The following is a 15,875-nucleotide window of genomic DNA, read 5'->3' as shown; positions in this document are numbered from 1 at the left end:
GGCCACCACCGTGCCCCCGCGGATGGCCACCGCATTCATATTTTCCCCGCTGCCGGCGACATGACGTGGTTGCTACGGGCCATCACAGGAGCGCCAATCCGGTTCCGTCCCTGACCGCACCGTGCCCAGCCGCGGCTTCCTGCGTGGCGCCGGGTGTTAATCGATCACCGTTCGGACGTAACGGTGTAGTCCCTGAGGTGGGCGGTGTTCCTCGAGGCCGATCGCGGGCGCCACCTCCGGCATCTGGTGTGGCGGATATGGCAGGCGGAAGGAGGCGGCCACTCGGTCCTTCCCCGGGGTGGCCCCGGTTCCGCGGCGTCCTCCCGTCAGGAAAGGCCGGTGATCAATACTGGGCCACGCCGAAGTGACGCTGCAGGCGGTGGTGACGGTGGGTGAAAACCACGTTGACCAGCAGGTGCATCAGCGCTTCCACACCGTGTCCGCCGCGTCGGGCTTGGAACACCACCCGGTCATGGACCCGGGTTTGGTGGGCCCCGATGGGGGTGAGGGTGCGTTCGTGCTCCCACCGCCGGGCGGTGATCATCGAGGAGATCTCATGAAAGCGGCGCCCGTGTTCGAGTTCGGCCAGCATGAGGTTGTCCCACTCGAAGGGCACCGCCCCGAACGCGCGTAGCCAGGCCCGCCCCACCGGCGCGTGGTCCAGGGACCCTGTCGACAAGCCGGGCGGCAGCGACATGGTCAGCCACGGGCGCATCTCCTCGTTGATGCCCTCGGCGGTGACGAGGCGGTTCCAGACCACCGGCGCTGGCGCGGCGAGGTGACTGATCTTCTCCACAGTGCGCACGGACTCACCCTAGTGACCCGGCCTGATCGAAGTGCTCAGCAGCGGGGCCACCGCACGATGCTCACATTGCTCTTCCGGGCCGCCCCGGCTCGCTCTCCACGAGACGACATAGCGTCACCGGCACCTTGGTCTGCCGCCGGGCGGATGCGTGGCCTCCGAGGCGGTGCCTGTCATGCCGCGGAGGTCTCCGCCTGGTCCCGGCGAAGGGCGGGATGGGCGAAGGCGCTCGGCCCTCGCGGCGTGGTCAGGCAGTATGGCGGGGCATTCGAGGCTGATCAGTGAGCGGCGTAGGCCCGTACTGCTCTCGGAGGGGCTGGCGGGACTTCTACCTGCCCTCGGCGATGGCGCGCAGGGCCTCGAGGTGGCGGGTGTAGGCGGTGCGCCCGGTGGGGGTGAGGGCCAGCCAGGTGCGGGGGCGTTTGCCGACATAGCCTTTGCGGATCTTCACGTAGCCGGCGGCCTCCAGTTGGGTGGCTTGTTTGGAGAGCACCGAGTCGGAGACCTCGATGGCATCGCGCACCCGGGCGAACTCGGCCTCGTCGACCTGGGCCAGGGCCGCGACGATGCTCAGGCGCACCGGGGCGTGGATGAGCTCATCCAGGCGGTGCCGGGCGTGCTGTCCTTCGGTGGTGCTCACTTCGACCTCCAGCGGATCACGGCCGCGGCCGCCAGGGCGGGGGTGGCGGCGACGGCGGCCCCGGCGGCGACCATGGGCCAGGTGTTGGGGGAGGTCTGGGCGGAGAAGTTCAGCCAGGGCAGCACCACGGTCAGCGTCAGCACGAAGGAGGCCACGATCCCGCCCCGCGACCAGGCCTTGGCCCGGCGCGGCACGGTGCGCGCCACCCGCTCGATCCACCACACCGTCACCAACCAAACGGCTGCGAACACGGCGGTGCGCACGGTGTAGCTGACCCAGTCGTCCAGGATGTTCTGCGCGGCCATGTAGAGGGCCGTGGCCACCCCGAACACCGCCGTCGCCCCGGCGTGCACCGCCCGGTCGCGGGAGGTGTCCAAGGTGCGGGCTTGGATGGTGGCCAGCTGCTGACGGGCCTGGTCGGGGGTGGCGTGGTGGCTCATGGAGTCCTCCTGGTCGAGGTGGCGTGTGACTCCATCACAGCAACCACTTTCCATAATGGCAAGTGGGTGCCTTGGGTTACTGGTTGCCAGTTGGGCCATGGCGTCTCTCAAGCATCAGGGATGCGAGACGTTTTGGTTGCGAGACAGGTAGCGATTTCCGGACGTGTCGTGGCGGAGTGAAGGGAGGGGCCCTGGCCTCTTGATGGAGGCCGGGGCTCTGGGCATGAGGGGAGGTGTGTCAGCCGGTTTTGAGTTTGCGGCTGTCGTCGCGGATCTGCCCGACGAGTTGTCCGGGGTTGCGCACTAGACTCGGGCCCCGTGACAGGGCTCAGCGCAACAGCACTGGTCGAGGTGCTCGGCGGGACATCCGCCACCATCGGCCTGGCCCTGCTGGGCGCGGGAGTGCTCATCCGTTGCTTCTACGTTCGGTGGCACAAGACGAAGGCGATCCACGTCCTCGACGGCGGGGGGCACTACCTACGCTGGCACACCCGCAGGGATCTCCACGAGGAGCCCTGGCCCCACCCACCGACGTGCGCACCGGCACCGGGAGCCGAGGTGACCATCTACTACCACGCCCGCCGCCCCGAGCAGTGGACCCTGATCGCCCCCTACCGCAGTATTTGGTGGTTGCTCGGGGCCGGAGCCCTGCTCACCGGGATTGCTGTGCTGCTTCCCCTTGCTTGGGGGTAGTACCCACCTTGCGCCCCGTCGTGGTTGGACGGGAGCCGTCCAGGTGCGCTTGGTCCACGTCACACCGAGGGGGCTACGGCGTGGAACCCGGTGCCTGCTTTCGCACAAGCACCCGGTGTGTTCGGATGGACCTCAACGGCGAGCATGGCGTTGAGGGCGGCACGGCGGATCCTGGTCACGGTGGCGTGCAGGAGACGTCATGGCGACGGTGCGCGATGACTCCGCCACCTCTCTTACCGGCAGGAGCACCCCATGATCATCCTTCACACCGCGATAGCCATCGTGCTCATCATCGTGCTCATCATCAAGGTCAAAGTCGACCCGGTGATCTCCTTGATCCTGGGCTCGCTGTATCTCGGTATCGCCACCGGTGTGGGTTTTACGGCCACCGCCGTAGCGATCGCCACCGGGTTCGGGGAGATCATGGCCGAGGTCGGGCTGCTCATCGGCTTCGGGGTGCTCATCGGGGCGCTGCTCCACGCGATGGGCGCCTTCCGGAAGATGGTGGCCCTGTTAGTCAACGGTGTCGGCGCGCGCCGGCTCCCGTACGCGCTCACGGCGGCGATGGCCACGATCTTCCCCTCGATCTACGTGGACGTCCAGGTTGTGCTGGCCTCCCCGGTGGCGCGCTCGACTGCGCCCTTCATCGGCCGCACCGGTCTGCCGCACATGGCCGGGGCGCTGGGCACCGGGATCTTCGCCGGCTACGTCTTCGTGATCCCGGGACTGGCGGCGATCTCCATCGCGGGCCTGCTGGAGATCCCGCTGGGCACCTGGTTGCTCTACGGGCTCGTGCTGGGTCCGGTGACCGCGCTGGTGACCACGCTGATCTTCCGGCAGCTGCTGCGTACCCGCTACTGGAACCCGGCCAAGGACGAGGAGGTCGATGAGGCCATGGTCGAGCTGGAGAGCACCGAGCTGGTCCACGACGACACCGGCACGCCCTCCCTGTTCGTGAGTCTGCTGCCGATCCTCGTGCCGCTGGTGCTGATTGCCTTCGGCGCCTTCGCCGAGCTGCTCGGGTTCTCCAACGACGTCATCGCCTTCCTCGGCGACGCCGGTTTCGCGCTCTTCGTCGGCCTGCTCGCGGCCTACGTGCTCGCCCGGCGCACCGTGGGCCTGGAGGGCACGGACAAGGCGATGGGTGAGGGGTTCCACACCACCGGGGCGATCCTGCTCATCACCGGCATCGGCGGGTCCCTGGGGGCGGTCATCGGGGAGACCGGCCTCGACGAGACCCTGGCCGGGCTCTTCTCCGCCGAGGCCGGGGCCCCGGTGGTCCTGAGCATCCTGCTCGCCTGGCTGATCGCCGCCGTGCTGCACCTGGCGATCGGCTCGGTGTCGGTGGCGGCCATCGCGGCCGCCGGGATCATCGGTCCGGTGCTCGGGTCGATCGACGTTCCCCCGATCGTCATCGGCCTGGCCATCGCCTCGGGGGCGATGTTCGCCCTGCAGGTCAACAGCAACTTCTTCTGGATGTATAAGTCCCTGCTCGGGCTCTCCACCCAGGGCAGCTTCAAGACCCTGACCATGGTCACCTCCATCGCCTCGGTGGTCTCCCTGCCCATGGTCATGGCCGTCACCCTTGTGCCCGGGCGGACGCCGGTGGTGGCCGCAGACGGGTTCCTGGATTTCTCCGAGGACCTCGAAGAAGCCACGATCACCGTGGCGGCGCTGAACACCCCGGGCGGGACCAGAGGAGATGGCGCTGAGCAGGCCTGAGGGCGTCGGCTGGATGTCGGGCGTGTAACCTGCCGGTTTCATGGGTGTCGCACAATGGGGGGACCCTATGACGCCCTCAACGAGGAGAGCACATGTCTGACCAGAACGAGCAGTCCGCCCCGATCACCTCCGAGGAGATCTTCGCCAAGCATGAGGGCGGGAAGCTCTCGGTGATCTCCAAGTCCGCCCTGGTGACCCGCCGGGACCTGTCCATTGCCTACACCCCCGGGGTGGCCGAGGTGTCCCGGGCCATCCACGCCGACCCCGCGATGGCGGCCACCCACACCTGGGCGGGCCGGCTGGTGGCGGTGGTCTCCGACGGCTCCGCGGTGCTGGGCCTGGGCGACATCGGCCCGGCCGCGTCCCTGCCGGTGATGGAGGGCAAGGCCGCCCTGTTCAAGACCTTCGGCGGGCTGGACTCCATCCCCATCGTGCTGGACACCCAGGACGTGGAGGAGATCGTGGCCACCGTGAAGCTGCTGCGGCACTCCTTCGGGGCGGTGAACCTCGAGGACATCTCCGCCCCACGGTGTTTTGAGATCGAGCAGCGTCTCATCGAGGAACTCGACGTCCCGGTGATGCACGACGACCAGCACGGCACCGCCGTGGTGGTGCTGGCCGCCCTGCTCAACGCCGCGGTCGTGGTGGGCAAGGACCTGACGGGGTTGAAGGTCGTGATCGCCGGGGCCGGGGCGGCCGGGATCGCCATCACCGAGATCCTCCTGGCCCAGGGCATTCATGATGTGGTGCTGCTGGACTCCCGCGGCATCGTCTCCCGCGAACGGGACGACCTCAACGCGATCAAGGCCGGCTACGCGGTGCGCACGAATCCGCGCGGGCTGATCGGGGGACCCAAGGACGCCCTGCAGGGCGCCGACGTCTTCGTGGGCGTGTCGGGAGGAAAGATCCCCGAGGAGTACCTCACCGAGATGGCCGAGAACGCGATCGTGTTCGCCTTGGCCAACCCGGACCCGGAGGTCATGCCCGACGTCGCCGCCCGCTACGCCACGGTGGTGGCCACCGGGCGCAGTGACTTCCCGAACCAGATCAACAACGTGCTGGCCTTCCCCGGGATCTTCCGCGGGGCCCTGGACGCCGGCGCCACGAAGATCACCGCGCAGATGAAGGTGGGAGCCGCCAAGGCGATCGCCGCCATCGCCGCCGGTGACGGGCTGACCGCCGGCTACGTCGTGCCCTCGGCCTTGGACCCCCGAGTCGCCCCGGCTGTGGCCGCCGCCGTGGCCGCCTGCGTCGGGCAGGCCGCCATCGTCTGAGCCTTACCACCACACCACGGACCCCGGTCCTTCGACCGACCGCGCCACGACGCGGTCGGTCGAAGGACCGGGGTCCGTCTCAGCAGCAGTGCCCGCTTAGGCGTAGAAGCAATCGAGGAAAACCGCGACGACAACGGACCGCTGCTCTCTCTCGCTCTCGATGGTGTCACCAGGCAAGGCATGTGGAAGGAACCGGAACCCGCAGTACCTGCCGTCGTTGTTCCGCTGACCGGTGGGTGTGCTCTCGCTTGGGATGCGCCCCGTGCGCCGGGCCGGTCGCAGGCTCCGAAGCACTCCAGCGGCGTCCCGTCCATAGTCCTGTGAGAAAAGGTGCTTCGAGCCCAGGCATAGTGTCCTACCTTATGGTCTTGCAAGGTCAGGGTTATGACCGGAGTGGTTGCGAGACGTCGTAATGGCTCCCACTGTGGCCCCATGTGCGTGCTGGTGGTCTGGCCCCGGCAGTGAGTGTCCTGCCTGCGGTGGTCTCCAGGTGGTGTCCTGCGTATCGACTGGGTATGGCTTCTGCGCGGGCCGGGCGTGGGCGGGTGTGCGCGGGTGGGCGGAGGCGGTGTCACGAGCTCATAGGGGCCTTGTGCTGCCGGGGTGGGCGCAGTCGCCTAGGACGGTGAGGGCGCGCTGGAGGGTGTGGATCCAACCGGCCCACCCCAGCTCGCGCAGGGGCAGGCGTTCGCGGGACGGGATCGCCAGGCGCCCGATCATCGTGTAGACCCCCAACACGGGCAGTGCCAGGACCAGCGCACCGGTCATGACTGACTCCTTCTTCAGGTGCCGCCCCCTTCAGTCGTCTGGCACCGCCTCGTTCGGTGGTGCCTCGGGGCGGGTGGGGGGCTACTGCCTGGAGGTGACTTCTCGTTCGCGCCGGGCCAGGACGCTGTGCTTGCGGGAGTAGGTGAAGTACACGATGATGCCCAACCCCATCCACACCAGGAACCGGATCCAGGTGCCTCCGGTGAGGTTGAGCATCAGGTACAGGCAGATGAGCACCGCCAGGATCGGGATGACGGGCACGAACGGCACGCGGAAGGCCCGAGGGAGGTCGGGTCGGGTCCGGCGCAGCACAATGACGCCCAAAGAGACGACGACGAAGGCAGCGAGGGTGCCGATGTTGACCAGCTCCGCCAGGGTGGTCAGCGGCACGAAGGTGGCTATCACGGCGATGACGATCCCGGCGATGATCGTGATCCGGTGCGGGGTGCGGAAGCGGGGGTGAACCCGGGCCAGCGGCGCGGGCAGGAGGCCGTCGCGGGCCATGGCGAAGCCCACCCGGGTCTGGCCCAGAAAGAGGATCATGGCGACCACGATGAGCCCGATGCACGCGCCCGCAGCGATGATCCCGCCCACCCAGGGGGCGCCCACGGCGGTGAACGCGGTGGCCAGCGGGGCGCCGTCGGCCGGGTCGATGTCGGTGTAGGGCCGCATCCCGGTGATCACCAGGGACACCGCCATGTACAGGACAGTGACAATGGCCAGCGATCCCAGGATGCCGATGGGCAGGTTGCGCTGCGGGTTCTTGGTCTCCTCGGCCGTGGTGGCGATGACGTCGAAACCGATGAAGGCGAAGAACACTACCGCCGCAGCAGAGAACAACCCCCCGATGCCGAAGGTGGTGGGTTCCATGCCGAAGAGGGTCTGGATCAGCGGAGTGTGCAACCCGGGGTTCCCGTCGGAGCTGGTGCCCTGAGCCGGGGGGATGAACGGGGACCAGTTGGCGACGTTGATGAAGCCGATGCCCACGACGATGACCAGCAGCACGACGGCGAGCTTGATGGCGGTCACGACCTGGTTGATGCGGCTGGAGAGCTTGACCCCGCTCACCAGCACCGCCGTGAGGCCGAGGATCAGCAGGCCCGCCGGCAGGTTGATGATCCCCTTGTCCGCCGAGGTGAGGGCTTCCGGGATGGCGAAGGGGGTGTTGGCGAGGATGACGGCCAGGTACTGGCTGAAGGAAGTGGCCAGTGCGGCTGCTCCCACGGTGAACTCCAGCACCAGGTCCCAGCCGATGATCCAGGCGATCAGCTCGCCCAGGGTGGCGAAGGAAAAGGTGTAGGCGGACCCGGCCACCGGCACGGCCGAGGCCAGCTCGGCGTAGCACAGGGCCGACAGGGCGCAGGCGGCGCCGGCGATGAGGAAGGAGATCGCGATGCCAGGCCCGGCGTGGCTGGCGGCGGCCTGACCGGTGAGGACAAAGATGCCGGCGCCGATGGACACGCCCACGCCGAAGACGATCAGGTCCAGGGCACCCAGGTTCTTCTTGAGCTCGTGCTCGGGTTCCTCGGTGTCACGAATGGACTGCTCGATGGACTTGGTCCTGAAGACGCTCATGGAAACTCCCCGGAGAGTGGGCGGAACCACCAAGTGCTTCCGGAGCATACTCCCGCAATGACTGCGGCAATACCCCCGGGTATTGCACGTGCTCGGAACTGCCTCGAGGCGCCTTGTTTGAAGAGGGGGAAGAGGCGGGACCACAGGGAATATTGCCTAAGACGTCTTACACCTGGTCTCATAACTTGGTGGCTCGGCGTAGTCGGCGGAAGTTGATGAGCGTGACAGCGAGTAGGAGCAACGGCAGCAGCGTGGTCTCGGTGCGGTCGTAGCGCACCCCGAGGCGCTTGAACCCCAGCATCCACGAGATGGTGCGCTCCACCACCCAGCGGTGCCGGCCCAGGTGGGTCTTGGTCTCGATCCCACGACGGGCGATCCGCACCTTGATGCACCGCCGATGCAGGTACCGGCGGCACCGCCGGTAGTCGTACCCCTTGTCCGCGTGCAACTTCTCCGGTCGGCGGCGCGGCCTACCGGGATGCCTTTTCCGGCCGCGCACACCGGGGTTGGTTTCCAGCAGTGGCTCGAAGAGCCGGCTGTCATGGGCGTTGGCCGCTGAGGCGAGCACGTGCAGGGGCAGGCCATTGCGGTCGGTGAGCAGGTGGTACTTCGTCCCTGGTTTGCCGCGGTCGGTGGGGTTCGGGCCGGTCAGCTCGCCCCCTTTTGGCACGGACGGACACCGAGTAGATGCTGGCGCGGGACCAGTTGAGGATTTGCTCCTCGGACAGCTCCTCGAGCACGGCCCGGTGCAGCTGCTCCCACACTTCGGCCTGCTGCCACTCGCGCAGCCGCCGTCACGCGGTGTGCCAGGACCCGCAACCCAACGTCAGGGGCAGGTCCCGCCACCGGCACCCGGTGTACAACACGAAAAGAATGTCCTCCAAGGCGGCCCGGTCATCAATCCGCGGCCGACCACCCGGGCCTCGAGGCGGTGGCTGGGGCGGGATGAGCGGGGAGAACAGCTCCCACAGCTGGTCGTCGACCATCCACTGATGCTTGCGTGTGGCCATGCAGGCATGGTCAATCCTCGCCGGATTGTGAGCAACGACTGATCAGGTTCTGAGACCAGGTGTTAGAAGGCTAAGGGTTGTGAGGCATTGAGGTAGTGAGACATTTCGAGTCGGAGCTCCTCGCAAGACCACCTCGGGCGGTGGGGTACGGTCCTGTTCAGTTGCCGGTGTGGAGGTGGCGGTGTAGCCACAACGTGAGCCATAGCTTCAGCCGGGTCTCGTCCCAGTCCGGGGCATCGACGACCAGTGCCTCGGGCCCGTACCGGTGGACCGACTCGACCCCGTCGCGGTCGGTGAGCTCGGCGACCAGCCGTTCTACCAGCCCGGGGCGCTGGGTGGCGAGGTCGGGGCGCAGTCCGACGTCGAAGCAGTCGACGTCGGCGACCACCGTCACCAGCGGCTCCTCGGCTGTTTCGGCCACCGGGCCCTTACCGCGCAGTCCGGTGATGGTGCGTTGCACGTAGGCGTGCATCTCGGCCCCGCTCATCGGGTCGCGGCCGTGGGCGGACTGGTAGGCGCTGTAGAGCGGCATGGCCGGCAGAAAGACCTGGTGACTGTCGGTGGCGAGCACGGAATAGTTCAGCATCGGGTAGTTGCCGATGCGGTGCTCCCCGACCAGCCACTGCGCCTCAGGCACCGCGGTGGTGATGACCTGGGCGAGGTAGGAGGTGAACCCGTCGACCAGCGCCAGCGTCGCCGCCGGGGGATGGGGGTCCACGAGCATCCCGTGGCGGGCCCAGCTGGGCCAGGTGGGGCGAGTCGGGTCCTCTTCCAGCGTCCGGGGGTCGACGCCGAGCTGGGTGGCTTGGGCGGAGATCCATTCCCACACCGGGCCCACCGACTCGGGGGTGCCGTCGAGCAACCCGGCCGGGTGAAGGCCGTGGCTGGCCAGGGTCGAACGCAGGCCCTCCAGGGCTGCGGGCCGCTCGGTCAGGAACTCGGCCAGGGCGTCAGCGGCCTCGGCCGGGGTCATGTCCTCGTAGAGCAGCTTCTCCATGGGCTGACTGTACTGCGCGCCTGGAGGCGCTGGAGCCGATGGTGGTGGCTGGGCGGGTCCCTGTTGTCCTCCTTGCAAGGCCCCGGGGCAGGAGTGGGAGGCCTTGGGGTACTTGGCGGGGTGGAGGCACAGGATCACCCGTGGACGTCGGAACTCTCCTCCTGGAGGTCATCCAGCACCCACTCCGAGAGCTGGCCGGCCGGGACCACGACCGTGCCGGCCCGGAGCTGCTGCGCTTCGTGGAGCAGCAGGGGCTCCTGGGTGGCCTCGGCATGGTAGACGGCCAGTGCCGCGGTGTAGCCGGTGGCCAGGGCCGCCCTCCATGCCTGGTGGGTGGCGTAGCCGGGGTGGGCGGGGTCGGGGCTGCGCAGATCCAGCCACCGAGCCGGCTTCCCGGGTGGGTGGGTGGTGGGCATCAGGCACTGGTGCAGGGTCCAGGTGACGTCGGCCCAGCGCCCGGCGGGGGTGACGACCATGGGGTAGTAGGTGGCGGCCCAGTGGGTGCGGGAGTGGGGATGCAGCTCGACGGCCACAGCGGTGGGGGTGAAGGCGTTCACGGAGGAGTCCTGTTTCCGGTTCATGGATCATGGCATGGTGGCGGCCCGGGGGCGGGGCTGCGCCATCGATGGGGTGAAAGGGATCGGTGGTGGGGTGGGACCGGTGGCGGGTCACCGGTCGCCGCGTCCACCGTGGCGGGGTGGGTGGTGTCGGAGGTCGGTGTCCTGGATGTGGATCAGGCGGCGGTATCCGCCCCGGGCCTCCCGGACCCACACCACGTCCAGGGACGGGGCGACCTCCTCGACCGTGGCCACGCACTGGAGCTGCCCGCGGTACCAGACCTGGACCGGCTCTCCGGGCTGCAACCGGGCCAGGTCACCGACAGGGGTCCCGCCCTCGACCGGCTTCCCTTCCTGAGATGGAGAGGCAGGGGCGGGCTGTCCGGCCGCAGCGGGGGAGACCTGACGTCGTGTGTTAGGCACGGGGCCGTTGGTGGCCGCCTGGAGGCAGGCAGGGAGCCTGGTGAATGGAGGGCCCGGCGACGAGCTCCTGGGCCCGGTCCACGGCCCCCGGAGAGGAACCGGCCAGGGTGGAGGGGTCGCGGTGCATGCGGTCAGCTCCTTGCCAGGATCAATATCGTGGCCGGCTGCTGGACCTATCCCCCCAGGCTAGAGGCAGGGCACACCCCTGACCAAGGGATTGACGGAGTTTGCACCCGGGGGCCCGTAACGGGGGGACGCCCGCGCGCCGGGTGGCACGGTCAAGGCCGCACCCGGTCGCTGGGGCGGCGGCGGATACCGCCGGCCCACCGGAGGGGGGCGGCTCCCGTGCTCGGCGGAGCGCGGGGGCCGTTCCTCTCCAGTGTCGCCGGGCCCTGCTGTGACATCGAGGTGGCGACGAGTCGGAGACTACGCCCGGGGCTACCCGGGGTGAGGCAGCCACGCCGCGGGCCTGTCCGGGCGGATCGGAGGCTGCGTGGGACGCATCCCCGGGGGGCGGGACAGGGTTCCGCGCCGGGGGATAAGAGCATGAGGAGGGCGGTGAGCGGGGCGGGACAGCTCCCCAGCTGTCCCGCCCCGCTCGCGTGTCCCCGGCGGTGCCGGTCGTTGCCCGTCATCCCCCCGGAAGCGGGTGCGGCCGGTCGTCGTCGTGGGAAGCGCTGAGGGTGGTTCGTCGTCGATCACCCGTGTTATCCCTGGTCAGCAGGATGAGCCCCCGGCCTCGGCCGGTCAATAGCAGTGGGGAACATGACGCCTGTGGGGGTGACCCGTGCAGACCGGGCGGGACGTGGGCTGCACGGTGGTGTCCAGCCGCCCCGGTGAGGCGGGCCGGTAGGAGACGGGGCACCTCAGGACCGGCAGGCGGCGTAGTAGGCCGTCTCTGACGGCCTGGTGGATCCGACCGCGGTCGGAAACCGGGTGGCCGTGGGACCCGGTGCGGTGGACGGTGGTCCCGTCCTGTCCGGGTGTGCCAGGCGGGACCGTCCGTTCCTGACCGGCCCGCAGGAGGGTTGCGCCGTTGCCGTTCGCGCCCCTCGGATGTCATCAGCGAGACCATGGTGGAGTCCCACGAGGGCGGTACAGCATGATGCAGGCAGGAGCGCTACGGGCGGTCTTGTCGCTGAGCTCCAGGACGGACGACGAAGGGAAACCTCATGGCCACGCAAGTATTCATCAACCTGCCCGTCAAGGATGTCCAGAAGTCCCAGGCCTTCTACCAAGCCCTGGGCTGGGGTTCCAACCCCAACTTCACCGACGAGAACGCAGCGGCGATCGTGATCAGCGACACCATTCATGTCATGCTGCTCAGCCACGACCATTACCGGCGATTCACTTCCAAGGCCATCGCGGACACGGCCAGCACCAGCGCAGCCATCCACGCCCTGAGCGTGGAGGCTCCCGAGCAGATCGACGATCTTTTGGGCAAGGCCCTGGCGGCGGGTGCGGAGGAAGGCACCCCCCAGGACTACGGCTTCATGCGGTCCCGGACGTTCAACGATCCCGACGGGCACCCATGGGAGATCATGTGGATGGACCCCATCGCCGCGACCGGGAACTGGGACGCTGTCCAAGCCAAGTACCCGCAGGCGGCCGTCGAGTAGCAACGAGGAAGCACATGAGCCCTCGATGCGACGCCGGGGACAAGCGCAACCACCTTCCCAGCCGGCACCCACCAGCAGCTGAAGGCGTCACGCGGGTGCCCCCCCCCGGCCCGTGGCCACGCGCGAGTGGCTCAGCAACCATCGATGGTCGCTGCCGGCCCACTGAGGGACGTTCCTGCCGCGAGGTGAGCGCTACCTGCTCGGCACCTGGCACTGCCGGACTCCTCCGCTCCTCACCCAGTAGTGGGGCGCGGAGGAGCCCGGCGTCACTGTCTGCCGATGTCCTGGATCAGTGGGCGGCGCAGTAGGCGTCGCGGACGGTCTGGTGAATGCGACCGCGGTCGCAGAGTTCGTGGCCGTGCTTATTGGCCCAAACCCGGATCGCGGCGGTCTCCCTGAAGAGGTGGAGGTGCCGGTGGCGCGCTTGCGCCGCCCGCCGGTGCCGACAGGCGCTTTACGGGCGGCGGCCACGTAGGGGCGCAGCGCCTCACGCAGCTTCTCGGCGTTGGACTCGGAATGACTGACCTCGTAGTCCTTGCCGTCCAGTGCGAAGGTGAGGGTCTCCTCGACGGGACCGCCGTCGAGGTCGTCCTCGAGGTGGACGTCGACTTTCTGAGCCATGGGTGGTGCTCCTTCCGATGCCTCGGAAGGGCGCTGGTGTGGTGGAGAGGGGTCAGGGGGTGTGGGGTCGGCGCAGGGACCAGGTGACGGCTCCGGCGCTGAGGAGGCCCTGGAGGAGGAGCAGGGGGAGGGTGGTGCTGCCGGCGATCAGGGCGATCAGGGTGGGCACGAGGACGAGCAGCCCGCAGGTGTGGGCGGCGGTGAGCTGGGAGATGACCCCAATGGGAATGGCCCCGGCGTCGGTCATGATGACGGTCCCGGACCAGTCCAGCGGGGGCCGTCGGGCGCCGGTGACGGCGGTGACTCCCAGGCCCAGCCCGGCCAGGGCTCCGGCTAGGGCCAGCAGCGCGGTTCCGGTCAGAGCGCCGAAGATTCCGAGGGCAAGGGCGCCCCACAGGGCCATGGCCAGGCAGGGGGTGAGCAGACGGGCTGCCTGGGCGGCGGTGGCGGAGATCGGCAGGATGGCTTCGACGTCGGGGGTGAGCGCGGAGGCGCGGGTCGCTGCGGCGGCGAGGTCGGCGGCCAGCAGCGCAGTGACAACCAGGGTGGCGCTCAGGACGGTGACGGTGCCGGCCCCGGGGACGGTGGCGATCATCAGCACGGCCCCCAGGGCGGCCAGCCACAGCGGGAACGGGCCCGACAGGCGCAGCCAGCCGGTGGTCTCGGCCCGCCACAGGGCAACCCACGGGCGGGCGGGCCGGGACGGGATCAGGCGTGAGGGGCGGTGGTCGGTGTGGGGCAGCTGGATCAGCGCCCGGTAGAGGTCCTGAAGGTCGAAGGTGGCAGCGGCGGCCCGGAAGACCATGGCGGCCCCGCCGCCGGCCTCCAGCTGCGGCCAGTCCAGCCCGGTCACCGCGCGGCGGGCCCGCCGGCCCAGCACGAGAACCAGGCTTGTGGCAACCAGTGCCGCCGCCACGGCCGCGGCAGGAACCAGGGCCCCGCCGGCGGCGGTCGGATCGAGGACCAAGGAGCCGTGGGCGCCGGCGAGGTAGTGGGCAACCAGGCCGTAGGCTGCGCCACCGAGCAGGGCGGTGGCCACGGCCCACGGCAGCAGACGGGCCAGGCGCCCGCCGCGATCCTGTGCGGTGGACCGGGCCTGGGCGAGGACGGCGGCGGCGGCCACGGCCGGCCCGATCGCAGTCATGGTCACAGCCAACGGGACCAGAGTCCAGGCGGGACCCGTGCTGGTGAGCAGCACCAGGGTCGTGAGGACCGCCGCGGCGCCGGCGGCCAGGGTGCCATGGACCAGGACGCCGGTCAGGGCCCGGCGCAGGAACGGAGTACGGTCCACCGGCAACTGGAAGCCCCAGACGAGGTCGGCCCGGGTGGCGGCGACCGGGCCGGTGGCCAGCAGCACCCACAGCCCCAGAGCGGCTAGGCACAGTGCCCCCAGGGCCGCTGCTGCGAGGCCGGGCATCCCGGAGACGCTCGTGATCAAGGGGTGGTGCAGCCACGAGGTGGGTGCACCGGAGGTCGTGGTGGCGGTGAACTGCAGCAGGCTGGCGGCGATGGAACCGACCACGGCCAGGGAGAAGATGCGGATGTAGAGGTCGGTGAGGCGTTCGCCCAGGGGCCGGTGGGCACGTTTCTTGGCCGTGGTCCGGGCGCTGCGCCAGGGGTCGAAGGCAATCGTGCTAGGTCCGGTCTCCGCGGCCTGGGTGCCGGTGGTCATCGTGGGGCTCACCGCAGATCTCCGGTGATCAGTGCTGCACCCTCGGCCGGGGTCACCTCGTGGACGGGGGTGTCGATGACCAGGCACCGGTCGGCGACGGTGGTGAGGAACTGCGGATTGTGGGTGATGACCACCGCGCAGCCCCCGGTGCGTGCGTGCTGGAGCAGTCGGGCGGCCAGGGCGGCGACCATGGTGGGGTCCAGGCGCTGCTCGGGCTCGTCGAGGAACAGCACCTCGGTGGGACGGATGAACGCCGCGGCCAGCAGCAGGCGGCGGCGCTGACCGGAGGACAGGGCATCGGGCAGGGCGTGGGCGCGGTCGGTGAGGCCGAAGAACGCCAGTTCCCGCCCGACAGCCTCGGTGGGGTCGGCTATTCCGTGACCGGTGGCGACCAGCTGAAGGTGCTCCTGGACGGTGAGCCCGGGGAACCAGGCGTCGTCGTCGAACACCGCCGCCACTGAGCGCCGCCACGCAGTAGAGCCTTCCTGTCGCGGCGCGCCGGCGAAGTGCACCCGACCGGCCAGAGGGTGCTGGCGTCCGGTGATGGTGCGCAGCACGGTGGATTTGCCCGCACCGTTGACGCCCACGATCGCCCCGATCTCCCCGGGGCTCACGCACAGGGTCACCGGTCCGCACACCGCCGATCCGGAGAAACCGCAGGAGAGGTCGTGGACGTCTATCAAAGGGGCGTGGGTGCGCATGAATCGATTCTACGGTTTCGGAGAAATGCCAGGGGTATTTCTGGGCACCTGCCAGGGTGCTTCGTGAAAGTGTGAACGGACAGCGTGAAGAGCATATTGTCCGCTGTCCTGCAAATGGCCGTGCGGTGGTCCGGAGGATATCTGGACAAACGTCGACTCTTCTCCGGGGGAATAGATGGTGGCACGGCGGGGGAAGCCGGCTGGCCGTCAGACCGAGTGTTCGCAGGGGGTTGCTGGGGAGGTGGTCAGTTTCGTTTCCAGAGTTTCGAGGAGGAAGGGCACGAAGAAGCCGGTGCCGCCTTTCCACTGGCCCTGGGAGACGCTGTAGGCGGGGACCTGGGGGGGGGGGGGGGGGTGAATA

15 protein-coding genes and 1 pseudogene are annotated in these 15,875 nt (G+C 69.1%); 4 read left to right on the top strand and 12 right to left on the bottom strand.

All coding sequences use genetic code 11. The features are described 5' to 3' along the window. Nucleotides 1-343 precede the first annotated feature (343 nt). The 3 genes from M3185_RS15490 to M3185_RS15480 form a co-directional block, all read right to left on the bottom strand. Nucleotides 344-805, bottom strand: coding sequence for a hypothetical protein (locus tag M3185_RS15490; protein ID WP_251334578.1), 462 nt, complete (start codon nt 803-805; stop codon nt 344-346). A 325-nt stretch (nt 806-1,130) separates the two neighbouring features. Further along, the gene (locus M3185_RS15485) at nt 1,131-1,442 is read right to left on the bottom strand and encodes a winged helix-turn-helix domain-containing protein (RefSeq protein WP_251334577.1); all 312 of its coding nucleotides are present in this window, start codon (nt 1,440-1,442) and stop codon (nt 1,131-1,133) included. Next, nucleotides 1,439-1,882 carry a hypothetical protein gene (locus M3185_RS15480; protein WP_251334576.1) on the bottom strand — a complete coding sequence of 148 codons (444 nt, stop codon included), beginning with the start codon at nt 1,880-1,882 and terminating at the stop codon, nt 1,439-1,441. The genes M3185_RS15485 and M3185_RS15480 overlap by 4 nt, the downstream gene beginning before the upstream one ends. Before the next feature lie 318 nt (nt 1,883-2,200). On the opposite strand from M3185_RS15480, the gene M3185_RS15475 reads away from it, so the two are divergent. From M3185_RS15475 to M3185_RS15465, 3 genes are all read left to right on the top strand, one after another. Beyond that, entirely contained in the window at nt 2,201-2,575 is a 375-nt protein-coding gene (locus M3185_RS15475) for a hypothetical protein (RefSeq protein ID WP_251334575.1), read from the top strand. A 252-nt stretch (nt 2,576-2,827) separates the two neighbouring features. Beyond that, nucleotides 2,828-4,297: a GntP family permease gene (locus tag M3185_RS15470; protein WP_251334574.1), complete on the top strand. Its 1,470-nt coding sequence runs from the start codon at nt 2,828-2,830 to the stop codon at nt 4,295-4,297. Between the two features lie 92 nt (nt 4,298-4,389). Continuing rightward, complete coding sequence (locus tag M3185_RS15465) at nt 4,390-5,571, top strand: NAD(P)-dependent malic enzyme (RefSeq protein ID WP_251334573.1); 1,182 nt, start codon at nt 4,390-4,392, stop codon at nt 5,569-5,571. Between the two features lie 579 nt (nt 5,572-6,150). On the opposite strand, the gene M3185_RS15460 is transcribed toward M3185_RS15465, so the two are convergent. The 6 genes and pseudogenes from M3185_RS15460 to M3185_RS15435 form a co-directional block, all read right to left on the bottom strand. Continuing rightward, complete coding sequence (locus M3185_RS15460; RefSeq protein WP_251334572.1) at nt 6,151-6,339, bottom strand: hypothetical protein; 189 nt, start codon at nt 6,337-6,339, stop codon at nt 6,151-6,153. Between the two features lie 81 nt (nt 6,340-6,420). Continuing rightward, nucleotides 6,421-7,914 (bottom strand): amino acid permease, encoded by a 1,494-nt coding sequence (locus tag M3185_RS15455; RefSeq protein ID WP_251334571.1) that lies wholly within the window; start codon nt 7,912-7,914, stop codon nt 6,421-6,423. A 178-nt stretch (nt 7,915-8,092) separates the two neighbouring features. Next, nucleotides 8,093-8,924, bottom strand: a pseudogene (locus M3185_RS15450) (IS5 family transposase). A gap of 157 nt (nt 8,925-9,081) precedes the next feature. Continuing rightward, a complete protein-coding gene (locus M3185_RS15445; RefSeq protein WP_251334570.1) occupies nt 9,082-9,921 on the bottom strand; it encodes a hypothetical protein in 840 nt (279 codons plus the stop codon). A gap of 134 nt (nt 9,922-10,055) precedes the next feature. Continuing rightward, nucleotides 10,056-10,502: a hypothetical protein gene (locus tag M3185_RS15440; RefSeq protein ID WP_251334569.1), complete on the bottom strand. Its 447-nt coding sequence runs from the start codon at nt 10,500-10,502 to the stop codon at nt 10,056-10,058. Between the two features lie 87 nt (nt 10,503-10,589). Next, nucleotides 10,590-10,784: a hypothetical protein gene (locus M3185_RS15435; protein ID WP_251334568.1), complete on the bottom strand. Its 195-nt coding sequence runs from the start codon at nt 10,782-10,784 to the stop codon at nt 10,590-10,592. A gap of 1,289 nt (nt 10,785-12,073) precedes the next feature. Here M3185_RS15435 and M3185_RS15430 point away from each other — a divergent pair. Beyond that, nucleotides 12,074-12,520, top strand: a complete 447-nt coding sequence (locus tag M3185_RS15430; protein WP_251334567.1) for a VOC family protein — start codon at nt 12,074-12,076, stop codon at nt 12,518-12,520. Nucleotides 12,521-12,712: 192 nt separating this feature from the next. Here M3185_RS15430 and M3185_RS15425 read toward each other — a convergent pair whose 3' ends face one another. The 3 genes from M3185_RS15425 to M3185_RS15415 are packed head-to-tail and all read right to left on the bottom strand — an operon-like array spanning nt 12,713 to nt 15,514. Then, on the bottom strand, nt 12,713-13,141 hold the full coding sequence (locus M3185_RS15425; RefSeq protein ID WP_308222219.1) for an Lsr2 family protein: 429 nt from the start codon (nt 13,139-13,141) through the stop codon (nt 12,713-12,715). 52 nt (nt 13,142-13,193) lie between these two features. After that, entirely contained in the window at nt 13,194-14,825 is a 1,632-nt protein-coding gene (locus tag M3185_RS15420; RefSeq protein WP_251334566.1) for a DUF6297 family protein, read from the bottom strand. Beyond that, nucleotides 14,822-15,514, bottom strand: coding sequence for an ABC transporter ATP-binding protein (locus M3185_RS15415; RefSeq protein ID WP_251334565.1), 693 nt, complete (start codon nt 15,512-15,514; stop codon nt 14,822-14,824). The genes M3185_RS15420 and M3185_RS15415 overlap by 4 nt, the downstream gene beginning before the upstream one ends. Nucleotides 15,515-15,875 lie beyond the last annotated feature (361 nt).

The sequence above is a fragment of the Kocuria rosea genome, from assembly GCF_023715525.1.
Classification (GTDB): Bacteria; Actinomycetota; Actinomycetes; order Actinomycetales; family Micrococcaceae; genus Kocuria; species Kocuria rosea_A.
The sequence above is the reverse complement of the archived record's forward strand: the minus strand, read 5'-3'. Positions and strand labels throughout refer to the sequence as shown.